This window comes from Teichococcus deserti, from assembly GCF_001982615.1.
Lineage (GTDB): Bacteria > Pseudomonadota > Alphaproteobacteria > Acetobacterales > Acetobacteraceae > Pseudoroseomonas > Pseudoroseomonas deserti.
Genome location: NZ_MLCO01000194.1, coordinates 1 through 13,194, shown reverse-complemented (window position 1 = coordinate 13,194; position 13,194 = coordinate 1). Strand labels below are relative to the sequence as shown.

Below are 13,194 nucleotides of genomic sequence, written 5' to 3'. Positions count from 1 at the left end.
CAGGCTGGAGGGGCCCATGCTGGGGGCCCAGGCTGGGGCCCCGCGTGGTGGGGTTCAGGTGGGCAGGAACTCGGGCACCGAGAGATAGCGCTCGCCGGTGTCGTAGTTGAAGCCGAGCACCCGGGCGCCGGCCGGCAGGGCGGGCAGCTTCTGCGCGATCGCCGCCAGGGTGGCGCCGGAGGAGATGCCGACCAGCAGCCCTTCCTCGCGCGCCGAGCGGCGGGCATAGTCCTTGGCCTCCTCGGCGCCGACCTGGATGACGCCGTCCAGCAGGGCGGTGTCCAGCACGGCGGGGACGAAGCCGGCGCCGATGCCCTGGATCGGATGCGGCGCCGGCGCGCCGCCGGAGATCACCGGCGACAGCGCCGGCTCCACCGCGAAGACCCGCAGCCCCGGCCAGGCCTGCTTCAGCACCCGGGCGCAGCCGGTGATATGGCCGCCGGTGCCGACGCCGGTGATCAGCGCGTCCAGCCCCTCGGGGAAGTCGGCCAGGATCTCCTGCGCGGTGGTGCGGGCATGCACCTCGGCATTGGCCGGGTTCTCGAACTGCTGCGGGATCCAGGCGCCGGGGATCTCCGCCTGCAGCTCGCGGGCGCGCTCGATGGCGCCCTTCATGCCGCGCTCGCGCGGCGTCAGCTCGAAGCGGGCGCCATAGGCCTGCATCAGCCGGCGCCGCTCGACCGACATGGAGTCCGGCATCACCAGCACCAGCGCGTAGCCCTTGACGGCGGCCACCATGGCCAGGCCCACGCCGGTATTGCCCGAGGTCGGCTCGATGATGGTGGCGCCGGGCGCCAGCGCGCCGCTGGCCTCGGCCGCCTCGATCATGGCGAGCGCGATGCGGTCCTTGATCGAGCCGCCGGGATTGGCGCGCTCCGACTTGACCCAGACCTCGGCCGCGGGGAACAGGCGCGAGAGGCGGATATGCGGCGTGCGGCCAATGGTCTGCAGGACATTGTCGGCTTTCATCGCGGTCTCCCGTTGCATGCTGGCAGTCAGCTGGTGCGGCGGCGGCGGCGCGGCAAGCCCGGGCGGGCGGCGATCGCGGCCGCCGCCGGCCGGCGCCCTCAGCCCGGGCAGCGGTCCTCCCGGCTCCAGTGGCGCGGGATGCGCGGGCCGTTGAAGCCGGGGCGGCCGTCTGCCACGCGCTGCAGCAGGTCGCGGATCTCGGCGGTGATCAGCGGCAGGCTGCGCGGGCTGTTGTTGCCGGAATGCCCGGCGATGTCGTCGAGGTCGACGATCTTGGCGTTCGGCGCATGCGCGGCCAGCTCCATCACGCCGCTCTCGCCCGGGCTGAGCAGCTGGTCGTAGCAGTTGGGCATCAGCAGCAGCCGCGCCTTGATCGAGCGCGCCGCGGCGCGCAGGTCGCCGGCGAAGGGCGGGGTGCGGGCGATGTCGTGATCGACGATCGCCCAGGTGCGATAGACCCAGTCGCGCGCATCGGTGGCGCGGCCGAGCTGCTCGGTCGAGGTCGCGTGGAAGCGCTCGACGGCGGCGCGGTCCTGGAACATCTCGGCGAAGGCGTCGGCGGAGAAGCCGAAGGCGTTCTGGATGTTGATGCCGATGCCGGTGCCGCGGCGCGGCGGGTCGTCGGCCGGATAGGCGCCGTCGCGCCACTTCGGGTCGAGCATGATCGCCTGGCGCGCCGTCTCCCAGACGAAGGCGGTCTGCCGTGTCGCATGCGCCTGCGGCACAATCGGGATCACCGCATCCATGAAGTCCGGGTGGCTGACCGCCCATTGCAGGCTGCCGATGCCGCCCATCGAGATGCCGGTCACCGCCACCAGGTGGCGGATGTTCAGGCATTCGGTCAGCAGCCGGTATTCGGCCTGCACCATGTCGCGGATGTTGAAGCGCGGAAAGGCCATGTTCAGCCCGGAGCGCGTCGGCGAGGTGGTGGCATTGGGATCGGTGGAGGCGACGCCCAGCGTGTCCGGCTGCACCACGAAATAGCGGTCGGTGTCGAGCGCCCGGCCCGGCCCGGCCAGGAAGCTCTGCGCGTCGCGGTTGCCGCGCAGCCCGTGGATCGAGAGGATGGCGTTGCTGCGCTCGGCGTTCAGCGTGCCGTGGGTGATATAGGTCATCCGGACGTTCGGGATGCTGGCGCCGCTCTCGAGCTTCAGCTCGCCGAGGTCGCAGCTCTGCACGGCGGGCGCCTGGGCCGCGGCGGGCAGGGCGGCGACGGTGCCGAGCGCCAGCATGGCCGCGGCCAGCCATCGCCCGCCGCGCGGAAGGGGCAGGGTTTGCATGTCACGTTCCTCCTCGGGGTCTTTGCGGATCGCCCCGCGAGGACGCTAGGACCGCCCACGGGCGGCGACAACCGGGGGCGGAACGACCGCGCGGCTCGCAAGCGGGCGCGGCTCTGCTAGGCTGGCGCCTTCGCAGCCCGGAGCGCGCCATGCCATCCGTCTCGTTTCCTCCGCCGCTGCGCCCCGGCCGCCGCGGCCTGGCGCCGCTGCTGGCGGCGCTGGCCTGCCCGGCCGTGGCGCGGGCGCAGCAGGCGGCGACCCTGCCGGGCACGACGCAGCACGACCTGGATTCGGCCAGCGGCCAGCCCTTCCGCGTCTTCCTGCATGTGCCGGACGGCGCGCCGCCGCCGGGCGGCTGGCCGCTGGTCACCGTGCTCGACGCCAATGCGGTGATGGGGCTGGTGGTCGACACCCTGCGCCTGCTGGCCTTCCTGCCGCGCGAGGCCGGCATCCGCTCGGCCGCGGTGGTGGCGGGGATCGGCTACCGCAGCGAGGGGCCCTATGACCTGGCGCGCCGCTCCTACGACCTGACGCCGCCGCCGCAGCGCGAACTGCCCGCCGCCGAGGGACGCCCGGCGCGGCGCATCGGCGGCGCCGACGCGCTGCTCGACTTCATCGAGGCGGTGGCGAAGCCGCTGGCCGCGCGCGCGGCGCCGGTCGATGCGACCCGGCAGGCGCTGCTCGGCCATTCGCTGGGCGGGCTCTGCACGCTGCACGCGCTGTTCACCCGCCCCAAAGCCTTCTCCGGCTATGTCGCCGGCAGCCCGTCGATCTGGTGGCAGGAGGGCGCGATCCTGGCCGAGGCCGGTCGCTTCGCCGCCCGCGCCGACCGCCCGGCGGGGCGCCGCCTGCTGCTGACGGTCGGCGGGCATGAGCAGGCGCCGGCGCCCTGGCACGACCCGGCCTGGGGGCCGCGCATGGCGGCGATCCGGATGGTCGACAATGCGCGGGAGATGGCCGACAGGCTGCGCCCCCTGCCGGGGCTGGAGGTCGATTTCGCGCTGCTGCCGGGGGAGGGGCACATGTCCGCCTTCCCCCAGGCGGTGCAGCGGGGCCTGCGCTTCCTCCTGGCCGGCTGAGCCGCCGGCCAGGGTTCCTCGGCCAGGGTTCCTCGGCCAGGTCTTGCGGTCAGCGCCTCAGAAGTCGAAGGCGGCGGAGACGATCACCGTGCGCGGCGAGCCGACGGTGACATAGGTGCCAGTGGTCAGCCAGTATTCCTCGCCGAAGAGATTCTCCAGATTGGCGCGGAAGGTGACCGGCTTGCCGGAGATCTCGGTGCGGTAGCGCGCGCCGATATCGACCCGGGTCCAGCTGTCGAAGCGCGCCGTGTTCGCCGTGTTGATATAGGCGCCCGAGGTGTAGATGACGCGGCCGTTCACCGCGAGGCCGGCGACGCCCGGCACGTCCCAGTCCAGCGCGCCGGAGAAGCTGCGGTCGGGCACGCCCTGCGCATCGTTGCCGCGCTCGGCGGCCGTGGCGGGGCTGGTCAGCTCCGGCTTCAGGAAGGTGGCGCTGGCCAGGGCGCGCAGCCCGGGCAGCACCTCGCCATAGGCCGAGAGCTCGAGCCCGCGGTTGCGCTGCTCGCCGTCATAGGCCAGGTCGTTGGCCGGGGTGCGGATCGAGTTCGGCCGGGTGATCTGGAACACCGAGGCCGAGGTGATCACCCGGCCCCAATCGACGCGCACCCCCGCCTCGTACTGCTCCGACTTGTAGGGCGCCAGAACCTCGCCGAAATTGCGGTAGCCGGCGCCGACGATCTGCCCGCGCGTCAGGCCCTGCGCGTAGTTCGCATAGACCGAGACATTCTGCAGCGGCTTGACCACGATGCCGAACATCGGCGTGGTGGCGTCGGCGTCGTAGCGGCTGGTGCGCGCGCCGGTCGTGGTGCTGTAGCTGTCGACCTGGACCTGCTGGAAGCGCAGGCCGCCGGTCAGCAGCAGCCGGTCGCCCAGGAAGGACAGCGTGTCGGCGACCGCGAAGCTGGTCAGCGTCGTCTCGGAAGCCTTGCGCGGATCGGTGCGCGGCAGCGTCACCGCCGGCAGCAGCGACGGGCGGTAGATGTTGGAGGCGATGCTGCCCGGCTGCGCGATATAGGCGTTGCCGGCCTCCTGCTGGAAGCCGGTATAGCCGACGTTCAGCGTGTGGCCGATGCCCCAGGTGCTGAAGCGCAGATTGGCGCCGACCGTGCCGCTGACCGTCTTCGAATAGGAATCGTAGAAGGCGTTGCCGACGCGGAAATTGCCGGCCGCGTCCACCGCCTGGGAGCTGACGGGGAAGACCTGCTCGTTCCAGCCGTCGCGATAGCCGATCGCCCCATAGACGGTCAGCTGCTCGGTCAGGTCGTATTCCAGCCGCGTCGCGACGGTGCTGTCCTGCTGCTGCAGATTGGTGTTCGGATACCAGTTGCTGCGCGCGTTCGGCGGCGCCGGGATGAAGGCCGTGTTGGACAGCAACGAGATCTGCGGCCGGAAGTTCTTGGTGTTGTCGCGCTGGAAGATGCCGTCGACCGACCAGCGCAGCCGCTCGCCGCGATAGTCGAGCCCGAGGGCGGCGACATAGTTCTGCAGGTTGCCGTTGTTGATCGTCGCCTCGCCGTCGCGGTGCATGCCGTTGAAGCGGATGCCCCATTCGCCATTGGCGCCGTAGCGCCGGGCGATGTCGGTGGCGACGCCCAGATTGCCGCGGCCCATATAGGTGGTGGTCAGCCGGGTCAGCGGCAGGTCCTCGGCCCGCTTGGTGACGATGTTGATGCCGCCGCCGATGCTGCCGCCCGGCGAGATGCCGTTGATCAGCGCGCCCGGGCCGCGCAGCAGCTCGATCCGCTCGGTGATCTCGGCCGGCACCCGGTTGGAGGAGATCAGGCCGTAGAGCCCGTTCAGCCCGACATCCTGCGCCGGCACGGCGAAGCCGCGGATCTGGAAGGTGTCGTCGAAGCCGCCGGCGCCGGTGGTCAGCCGCACCGAGGAATCGTTGACCAGCGTGTCGGCGATGGTGCGGGCCTGCTGGTCCGCCATCACCTGGCTGGTGTAGCTGGTGGTGCTGAAGGGCGAGTCCATGACGCTGCGCGCACCGAGCAGGCCGAGCGAGCCGCCGCGCGCCACCTGGCCGCCGGCATAGGCCGGGGCCAGCGCGCCGGGCGCCGGCGCCGCGGTGACGTCGACCATCGGCAGGGCGACGGCGCCGCCGGCGGGCGGCGTCTCGGCCTGGGCCGGCGTCTGGGCCTGCACGCCCGGCGCCAGGGCCAGGCCGCAGGCCAGCATGACGGCGGGGGCGCCAGGATGGCGGGTGGTTCGAAGCATCAAGGCAGCCCCTCTGTCACGCATCGGTCTCGGCAAGTGAGAATGCTTCTCAGTAACCGAGTTCACGCGCCCAGGGCAAGGCTTCCAAATCTCTGAAAAAGCGGGAAACCAAAGGCACGATTGGTGTCATTGTCCCGGGGGGAGGTCGCTCCGCCGGCGCCCGCTGCCGCCGCGCCGGCAGCCGCTCGGCCAGCGGCGGCGCTTCCGGCTGGGGATTGCTGCCCATGTCATGGGGCCGGAAATCCCGGCGCTGCTGGCGCGGCTGACGTCGCTCGACCCGGCGCTGACGGTGGTGCTGCTGGTCGGCACCGCGCGCGCTTTGCCCGACAGCTTCGGGAGCGGCCGGCTGGATGCCATCATCATCGGCCGCGACGACGACCGGCGCGCGGGCGAGGGGCTGGGGCCGGAGCATTTCGGCGGGTCCGCCGCCCCCGCCCCCGAGCATCGCGACGGCGAGAAGCCGCGCCTGGCCACGACCTCGCCCTGCTGCACGGTGCGCGACGTGGCGGCGCGGCTGGCGGTCGCCGCCGTCCCGCACCGGCTGGCGCCCGCCGAGACCGTCGATGCCGGGACCGCGCTCGGCCTGCCGGCGCTGCCCTCGCTGTCGATCGTGCTGCATTCCTCGCCGACCGATCCGCGCACGCGCGAGACGCTGCGCGCCATCACCGCCGCCTTCCGCGAGCATCGCCGCATCAGCGGCCTGCCGGGGACGGCGGCGAGGGGCGCGGTCAGCCGCTGAGCGCGCGCGCCGTCTCCATCGCCAGCGGCGCCATGCGGCGCTGGAAGTCGGCCGGCTCCCATTCGGCCAGCGAGCCGGCGATGTGGATGGCGCCGATCGGCTCGCCGCCGCGGTCGGTGATGGCGGCGGCCAGCACCACCTCGCCGAGCAGCCGCTCCTCCAGCGCGAAGGCATGGCCCAGCGCCCGCGCCTCAGCGATCTTGCCGCGCAGCGCAGGGATGTCGACGATGCTCTTCGGCGTGAAGGGGCGCCGGTCGGAGCGCGCCAGGATGTCCTCGACCCGGGCGTCGTCGAGCTGCGCCAGCATCGCCCGCCCGCCGGAGGAGCAGAAGGCCGGCAGCCGGCGCCCGACCAGGGTCGCGATGAAGTTCTCGCGCTTGCTCTGCAGCCGCACCGCATAGACGATGCTGACATCGTCCGGCAGGCTGAGGTCGACGCGCTCCTGGGTCGCGCGGCGCAGCTCGATCAGTGGCGAGGTGGCGCGCTGCACCAGCGGATGCATGCGCAGCAGGTCGTAGGAGCGGTCGAGCAGCCGCAGACCCGGCACATGGCCGCGCCCGCCCGGCTCCAGCTCCAGATAGCCCAGATGGCGCAGCGTGTAGCACAGCCGCTGCGCGCCGCTGCGGTCGAGGCCGGCCAGCCCCGCGATCTCGGCCAGCGACAGCGGCTCGGCGCGCTGGGCGAAGGCCTCCAGCACGCGCATCGCCTTGTCCACCGCCTGGACGAAAAGCCGCGGATCCGGCGCCGCGGCTGCCGCTTGATTCGCCTTTGACAGGGGCACGCGATCCTCCCTAGGATCAAAACAATTCAACTGTATTGAACAACAATACATACGGCGCAAGCCGATCGCAAGCTGCATCGCCTTGGAGGCGCCCTCGGGCGCCTCGCCACGAGAGGAGGCTGGCCTTGCCTGAGCTGCAGCGCCTGACCGGGCGCGTCGCCATCGTCACCGGAGCCGCCCGCGGCATCGGCGCCGCCACCGCCGCGCGCCTGGCCGCGGAAGGGGCGCGCGTGCTGCTCGCCGACCGCCTGGCCGAGGTGATGGACACCGCCGCCGCGATCGGGGGCGCGCAGGGCCTGACGCTCGACCTCTGTGCCGCCGATGCCGGAACGACGCTGGTGGCGACAGCGAAAGAGAGATTCGGCCGGATCGATGTGCTGGTGAACAATGCGGGCATCGGCGGCTCGAAGGCGCTGACCGATTCCGACGACGCGCTGATCGACCGCTTCATCGACACCAACCTGAAGGAGGTGCTGCGCGTCACCCGCGCCGTGGTGCCGCATCTGGCGCGGCCGGGCGGGCGCATCGTCAACATCGCCTCGACGCTGGCGCTGGCGGGCTATCCCGGCACCACCGCCTATGCGGTGGCCAAGGCGGGTGTCGCGCAGATGGCGCTGCAGCTCGCCGCCGAGCTCGGCCCCGAAGGCATCCTGGTGAACGCCATCGCCCCCGGCGTCATCGCGACGGCCATGACGGAGAGACATCTGACCAGGCCCTACTACGTCCGGGCGATCGTCGAGCCGACGCCGCTGCGGCGCGCCGGCCAGGCCAGCGAGGTGGCGTCCGTCGCCGCCTTCCTGGCTTCCGACGACGCCTCCTTCGTGACGGGGCAGGTGATCGCGGTGGATGGCGGCTGGCTCGCCGCCCGCCATCCGCCGCGCGAATTGGGAGAGGAGGTGATGGGATGATCGACAAGAGCGTGACATGGCCCGGCGGCGCGCGGATCGCCGTGATGCTGACCTTCGATTTCGACGCCGAGACGCTGTGGCTGTCGCGCGACCCGGCCAATGCGCGGCGCCCGGGCACGCTGAGCCAGGGCACCTATGGCGCCAAGGTCGGCGTGCCGAAGATCCTCGAGGAGCTCAGGGAGGCGGGCGTTCCGGCGACCTTCTTCATCCCCGGCTGGACGGTGGAGAACCACACCCAGCGCTGCGAGATGATCCTGTCCGAGAAGCACGAGATCGCGCATCACAGCTATTCGCATCGCTGGATCGATCCCGATTTCCCCGAGCAGGAGGTCGAGGAGATGGAGAAGGGGCTGGATGCGCTGAAGCGCGTGCTGGGCGTGGTGCCGAAGGGCTATCGCTCGCCGGCGGGCGAGACCAGCGACAACCTGATCCGCCTGCTCAACAAGCATTCCTTCCTCTACGACAGCTCCCTTCTCGACGACATCGTGCCCTATCGCATGAAGGCACCCGATGGCGGCCCGGGCCCGGTCGAGCTGCCCTGGCACTGGAGCACCGACGACGCGCCGCATGCGCTGTTCTCGATCAAGTCGCCGCGCACCATCTGCACCAACAGCCATATCCTGGAGGTCTACCAGGACGAGTTCCGCGAGCTCTACCGCTGGGGCGGGCTGTTCAACCTGGTGATGCATCCGCAGGTGACCGGGCGGCCGTCGCGCGTCGCTTTGCTGCGCGAGATGATCGCCTTCATCAAGACCTTCCCCGATGTCTGGTTCGCCACCGGCACCCAGGTCGCCGAGGCCTGGATCGCCGCGCATGAGAAAGCCTGAGCCCATGGCCTACAACCCCGCCGAGTTCCGGCCCTGCACCTTCCACGATGCCGTGCCGCGCTTCCACGATGCCGGCGACACGCCGCGCGCCTTCCTGGAGCGCTGCCTCGAGACCATCGCCGCGCGCGAGCCGGCGGTGCAGGCCTGGGTGACGCTGAACCAGGTCGGCGCCCGCGCCGCCGCCGACGCCGCGACCGCGCGCTACAAGGCCGGCCGCGCGCTGTCCTCGATCGACGGCATGCCCGTCGGCATCAAGGACATGCTGCAGACCAAGGACATGCCGACCGAGCAGGGCACGCCGCTGCTGAAGGGCGTGCAGACCCTGACCGACAGCGCCAGCGTGCTCGCGCTGCGCCAGGCCGGGGCGGTGATCATCGGCAAGACGGTGACCACCGAGCTCGGCATGTCGCATCCGGGGCCGACGACCAACCCCTTCAACGCCGACCACACGCCGGGCGGATCGTCGTCGGGCTCGGCGGCGGCGATCGGCGCGGCGATGGTGCCGGCGACGCTGGGGACGCAGGTGGTGGGCTCCATCATCCGCCCCGCCGGCTTCTGCGGCAACACCGCGATCAAGCCGACCTTCGGCGCCATCCATCGCGGCGAGCGGCTGGGCTTCAGCCAGAGCCATATCGGCGTGCATGCCGGGTGCCTTGCCGACATGTGGGCCGTCACCTACGAGATGGCGCAGCGCGCCGGCGGCGATCCCGGCCATCCGGGTCTGTATGGCGAGGTTTCTCCGCGCGCGCCGGAGAAACCGCGCCGGCTGATCGTGATGGAAGCCGAAGGCTGGTCGCAGACCGACTCCGCCACCATGGGGGCATTTGAAGGAATCCTGGCGCAGCTGAGCGATGCCGGCGTCGAAATCCTGCGGCGCGCCGACAGCCCGCTGATCGAGGCCTTCGAAGAAGGCATCGGCGACAGCCTGGCGCTGTCGCGCGATCTCTGCGGCTACGAGCTGCGCTGGACGCTGGAGAATCTGATCGAGCGCTTCGGCAGCGGGCTGAGCGACAGCATGATGGCCCGCCTCGATCTCGCGCGCTCGATGACCATCGACGACTACCGCGCGGCGCTGCTGCAGCGCGAGGCGGCCAAGCGCGCCTTCGCGGCCATCGACGGGCTGGCCGACGGGCTGATCAGCCTGAGCTCGGTCGGGCCGGCGCCGCTGATGGAGAACAAGGCCAAGGATTCCGGCGTCACCCACACCACCGGCCTGCCCGCCTACAATGCCGCGACCTCGGTGCTGGGGTGTCCCGCCATCACCCTGCCGCTGCTGGCGGTGGGCGGCCTGCCGGTCGGCGTGCAGGTGATCGGCCAGGCGCATCGCGACGCGGCGCTGACCGGGCTGGCCGCCTGGGTCGCCGCGGCGATCCGCCCCGTGACCGTGTGATGATCAACCCGCTTTTCTCGAAGAACCGGCTGAAGCTCGGCATCTTCGGCACCAACGGCAAGGGCGCCGCCCAGACGCTGGTGCCGGAGGCCTATCGGCCGAGCTGGCAGGCTTCGGTGCAGACGGCGCAGATGGCGGACGCGCTGGGCTTCGAGGCCGTGCTCGCCTATGCGCGCTGGAAGGGCTACATCCCCGGCCAGCCACGCCATCCGAGCGGGGTGACGCTGGACCCCTTCACCTGGTGTGCCGGCATCGCCCAGGCGACGAAGCGGATGACGGTGATCGCCACATCGCATGCGCCGGCGCTGCATCCGGTCACCGCGGCGAAGCAGTCGGCGACCATCGACATCATCGCCGACGGCCGCTTCGCGCTGAATGTCGTCGGCGGCTGGAACAAGCCGGAGCTGGACATGTTCGGCGCCGACCTCGCCGAGCACGACGTGCGCTACGACCACCTGCAGGAGTGGCTGGAGGTGATCCAGCGGCTGTGGCGGGAGGAGGCGGAGTTCGACCACCAGGGCCGCTTCTTCCGCATCCGCCGCGGCTCCTCCATGCGACCAGTGGGTGCCGGGCGAGCGCACCGTCTTCGCCCGCAACCCGCGCTACCGCCCGCGCGCCGAGCCCGCCGATGGCCTGGCCGGCGGCAAGGTCGCCCGCGTCGAGCGCGTCGAATTCGTCAACATGGGCGATCCCGGCCTGCGCGCCGCGGCGATCCAGAACGGCGAGGTCGACTATCTCGAATATGCGCCGATCGACTACATCCCGCGCATGCAGCGCGACCGCAACCTGGTGCTGGCCCGCGCCCGCGGCGGCGCCGAGATCCTGGGCGGCGTCAGCATCAACCACCACCAGCCGCCCTTCGACAATCCGCTGATGCGGCGTGCGGTGCAGCAGGTGCTGGACCGGCGCGAGATGATCGCCGCCGAAGGCGTCCCCGCCGGCTTCTCCCAGCCCGACTGCCTGTCCGGCTATGCCTGCGGCACCGCCTATGCCAGCGACATCGGCACCGAGTTGGCGCGCGACGCGAGCATCGACAACGCCAGGACGCTTTTGCAGCAGGCGGGCTATGCCGGGCAGCGCGTGGTCTTCCTGCTGCCGGGCGATTCGGCGCTGATCAACCCGATCGGCCTGGTGATGATCGAGCGGCTGAAGCAGGCGGGCTTCAACCTCGACGTGCAGGTCTCCGACTGGTCGTCGCATGCGCAGCGCTGGATCCAGCGCCGGCCGCTGGACCAGGGCGGCTGGAGCCTGCTGCCGGTGATCTATACCGGCTTCGACCTGGCCAATCCGCTGAGCAATCCCGGCATCGGCTACAACTGCACCAACAACCAGCCCTGGGGCTATTGCGACCCGGCGATGACGCCGGTGATCGAGCGCTTCGAGGCCGAGCCCGAGGCGGCAAGGCGGCGCGAGATCGCCGGCGAGCTGCAGCGGCTGTCGCTGCAGCAGGGCAACTTCCCGCTGGCCGGGCAGTTCGCCAGCCCGGCGGTCTGGCGCGCCGAGCTGCGCGGGGTGATTGATTTCGGCTTCCCCGTGCTGTGGAACATCGAGCGCGCCGCGCGCTAGAACCCGCCTCCTGAGAACAGGGGGACGGGCGCGCGATGCAGGTGGTCGAGGCGGTCGAGCTGGATCGGGACAGGGTGGCGCGGCTGGCGGCCGCGGGCGCGCCGGTGCATCTCAGGGCCTGCCGCGGCATCGGCGCCGACCTGGCGCGGCTCGAGCTCGGCGGCTGGGTCTTCGAGCGCTGCGAGCTGCGCCAGGCCAGCCTGACCGCGGCGGGGCTCGAAGGCACGCGCTGGATCGGCGGGCGGCTGTCCTTCGCCGACCTCTCCGGCGCGGCGCTGGCGGAGGCGCGCTTCGAGGGCGCCTTCGCCGACAACGTCCGGTTCCGCGCGGCGCGGCTGCAGGGCGCGCTCTTCGCCGAGTGCCAGCTGCTCGGCGCCGATTTCTCCGAGGCGCGCGCCTTCGATGTCGGCTTTCGCGACTGCAACATGACGCTGGCGCTGCTGCCCGGCTTCTCCTTCCGCAACGCCCGGCTGGAGGGGCTGGACCTGGCCGAGGCCGATCTCAGCCAGGCGGATTTCCGCGGCGCGGTGCTGCAGCGCTGCAGCCTGCGCGCCGCCATCCTGGACCAGGCCCGCTTCGAGGGCGCCGATCTGCGCGGCGCCGAGCTGGCCGAGCTCGCGGCCGGCGCGCTCGGCCGCTTCAGGGGGGCGACGATCTCGACGGCCCAGGCGGTGCAGCTGGCCCGCAGCCTGGGGCTGAAGGTCGGCTGACGCGAAAGCCTGCGTGAAGGCCCCGGTCGCCCGCAGTTTCGGCTTCCGCTCCGCCGGCAGTTGTGATGAGACTTCCAGGCCTGTCTGTTTCATCACCATGACAACGGAAAACGGGAGCAACGGCCGATGACCGCCGAGATCGAGGACTACCCGACCAGGCCGGACGACTACCTGCCCCACATCATCGCCCGCTGCGTCGACAAGGCGCGGGCGCATCAGCGGCCCTACCGCTTCAGCCTGAACGGCGCCACCGTGGTGGTGCAGCCCGGCCAGAGCGCCGCCGACGTCAACGACGCGGTGCAGCAGCAATGGCAGGCGGCGCGGTCGGGGCCGGTGGCCTCGGCGCCGCCGGCCTGATCCGCCGGATCACGGGCTGAACCGCACCCAGCCCGGCACCTGCGCCGTCAGATTGACCTCGCGCCACTTCGGGTGGCGCGGCGGCTGCAGCAGTTCGGGGAATTTCTGGCGGAAGCGCTCGGCGAAGCGGACCAGCTTGCCGTGCCGCTCACTGCCCGGGGCCCAGGCATAGACCGCCAGCACGGCGCCGACCGCGACCGTCTGCACCGGCGCGCCTTCGGGCACCAGGCCGGGATAGTCGGCATGCTCGATCGGCGCCGGCAGGTAGGTCTGCAGCAGCTGCGGCCGCGGCGGCAGCGGCAGCAGATGCAGCCCGTCCTCGGCGCGCAGGCCGGAGAACAGCCGCGCCGGCTTGCCGGTGACATAGA

12 protein-coding genes and 2 pseudogenes are annotated in these 13,194 nt (G+C 71.7%); 9 read left to right on the top strand and 5 right to left on the bottom strand.

Features of this window, described 5'->3' with window-relative positions:
• Positions 1-54: 54 nt before the first annotated feature.
• Both cysK and BKE38_RS18930 read right to left on the bottom strand, forming a co-directional pair.
• Complete coding sequence (gene cysK / locus BKE38_RS18935; RefSeq protein ID WP_076958823.1) at positions 55-969, bottom strand: cysteine synthase A; 915 nt, start codon at positions 967-969, stop codon at positions 55-57.
• A gap of 98 nt (positions 970-1,067) precedes the next feature.
• The gene (locus BKE38_RS18930; protein ID WP_076958822.1) at positions 1,068-2,249 is read right to left on the bottom strand and encodes an alpha/beta fold hydrolase; all 1,182 of its coding nucleotides are present in this window, start codon (positions 2,247-2,249) and stop codon (positions 1,068-1,070) included.
• 149 nt (positions 2,250-2,398) lie between these two features.
• Here BKE38_RS18930 and BKE38_RS18925 point away from each other — a divergent pair, with 149 nt between their 5' ends.
• Positions 2,399-3,328: an alpha/beta hydrolase gene (locus tag BKE38_RS18925; protein WP_083747674.1), complete on the top strand. Its 930-nt coding sequence runs from the start codon at positions 2,399-2,401 to the stop codon at positions 3,326-3,328.
• A 57-nt stretch (positions 3,329-3,385) separates the two neighbouring features.
• On the opposite strand, the gene BKE38_RS18920 is transcribed toward BKE38_RS18925, so the two are convergent.
• Complete coding sequence (locus BKE38_RS18920) at positions 3,386-5,548, bottom strand: TonB-dependent receptor (RefSeq protein ID WP_242662474.1); 2,163 nt, start codon at positions 5,546-5,548, stop codon at positions 3,386-3,388.
• 229 nt (positions 5,549-5,777) lie between these two features.
• On the opposite strand from BKE38_RS18920, the gene BKE38_RS18915 reads away from it, so the two are divergent.
• Positions 5,778-6,287, top strand: coding sequence for a hypothetical protein (locus BKE38_RS18915; RefSeq protein ID WP_076958821.1), 510 nt, complete (start codon positions 5,778-5,780; stop codon positions 6,285-6,287).
• Here BKE38_RS18915 and BKE38_RS18910 read toward each other — a convergent pair.
• Positions 6,277-7,068 (bottom strand): IclR family transcriptional regulator, encoded by a 792-nt coding sequence (locus BKE38_RS18910; RefSeq protein ID WP_242662472.1) that lies wholly within the window; start codon positions 7,066-7,068, stop codon positions 6,277-6,279. The genes BKE38_RS18915 and BKE38_RS18910 overlap by 11 nt on opposite strands.
• A gap of 125 nt (positions 7,069-7,193) precedes the next feature.
• Here BKE38_RS18910 and BKE38_RS18905 point away from each other — a divergent pair, with 125 nt between their 5' ends.
• From BKE38_RS18905 to BKE38_RS18875, 7 genes and pseudogenes are all read left to right on the top strand, one after another.
• On the top strand, positions 7,194-7,976 hold the full coding sequence (locus tag BKE38_RS18905) for an SDR family NAD(P)-dependent oxidoreductase (protein WP_083747671.1): 783 nt from the start codon (positions 7,194-7,196) through the stop codon (positions 7,974-7,976).
• The gene (locus BKE38_RS18900; protein ID WP_076958820.1) at positions 7,973-8,803 is read left to right on the top strand and encodes a polysaccharide deacetylase family protein; all 831 of its coding nucleotides are present in this window, start codon (positions 7,973-7,975) and stop codon (positions 8,801-8,803) included. The genes BKE38_RS18905 and BKE38_RS18900 overlap by 4 nt, the downstream gene beginning before the upstream one ends.
• Before the next feature lie 4 nt (positions 8,804-8,807).
• Positions 8,808-10,193, top strand: coding sequence for an amidase (locus BKE38_RS18895; RefSeq protein WP_076958819.1), 1,386 nt, complete (start codon positions 8,808-8,810; stop codon positions 10,191-10,193).
• Positions 10,193-10,681, top strand: a pseudogene (locus BKE38_RS33820) (LLM class flavin-dependent oxidoreductase); the annotation flags it as partial. The gene BKE38_RS18895 and the pseudogene BKE38_RS33820, both read left to right, overlap by 1 nt.
• A gap of 76 nt (positions 10,682-10,757) precedes the next feature.
• Positions 10,758-11,759, top strand: coding sequence for an ABC transporter substrate-binding protein (locus BKE38_RS32895; RefSeq protein WP_076958818.1), 1,002 nt, complete (start codon positions 10,758-10,760; stop codon positions 11,757-11,759).
• Positions 11,760-11,794: 35 nt separating this feature from the next.
• Complete coding sequence (locus BKE38_RS18880; protein WP_076958817.1) at positions 11,795-12,469, top strand: pentapeptide repeat-containing protein; 675 nt, start codon at positions 11,795-11,797, stop codon at positions 12,467-12,469.
• Between the two features lie 126 nt (positions 12,470-12,595).
• A complete protein-coding gene (locus BKE38_RS18875; RefSeq protein WP_076958816.1) occupies positions 12,596-12,826 on the top strand; it encodes a hypothetical protein in 231 nt (76 codons plus the stop codon).
• 9 nt (positions 12,827-12,835) lie between these two features.
• Here BKE38_RS18875 and BKE38_RS32230 read toward each other — a convergent pair.
• A pseudogene (locus BKE38_RS32230) lies at positions 12,836-13,194 on the bottom strand (TAXI family TRAP transporter solute-binding subunit); the annotation flags it as partial.

What these genes read in the sequence shown, in the direction of transcription:
- cysK (WP_076958823.1), bottom strand. Translation starts at nt 969, where the DNA reads ATGAAAGCCGACAATGTCCTGCAGACCATTGGCCGCACGCCGCATATC.
- BKE38_RS18930 (WP_076958822.1), bottom strand. Translation starts at nt 2,249, where the DNA reads ATGCAAACCCTGCCCCTTCCGCGCGGCGGGCGATGGCTGGCCGCGGCC.
- BKE38_RS18925 (WP_083747674.1), top strand. Translation starts at nt 2,399, where the DNA reads ATGCCATCCGTCTCGTTTCCTCCGCCGCTGCGCCCCGGCCGCCGCGGC.
- BKE38_RS18920 (WP_242662474.1), bottom strand. Translation starts at nt 5,548, where the DNA reads ATGCTTCGAACCACCCGCCATCCTGGCGCCCCCGCCGTCATGCTGGCC.
- BKE38_RS18915 (WP_076958821.1), top strand. Translation starts at nt 5,778, where the DNA reads ATGGGGCCGGAAATCCCGGCGCTGCTGGCGCGGCTGACGTCGCTCGAC.
- BKE38_RS18900 (WP_076958820.1), top strand. Translation starts at nt 7,973, where the DNA reads ATGATCGACAAGAGCGTGACATGGCCCGGCGGCGCGCGGATCGCCGTG.
- BKE38_RS18895 (WP_076958819.1), top strand. Translation starts at nt 8,808, where the DNA reads ATGGCCTACAACCCCGCCGAGTTCCGGCCCTGCACCTTCCACGATGCC.
- BKE38_RS18880 (WP_076958817.1), top strand. Translation starts at nt 11,795, where the DNA reads ATGCAGGTGGTCGAGGCGGTCGAGCTGGATCGGGACAGGGTGGCGCGG.
- BKE38_RS18875 (WP_076958816.1), top strand. Translation starts at nt 12,596, where the DNA reads ATGACCGCCGAGATCGAGGACTACCCGACCAGGCCGGACGACTACCTG.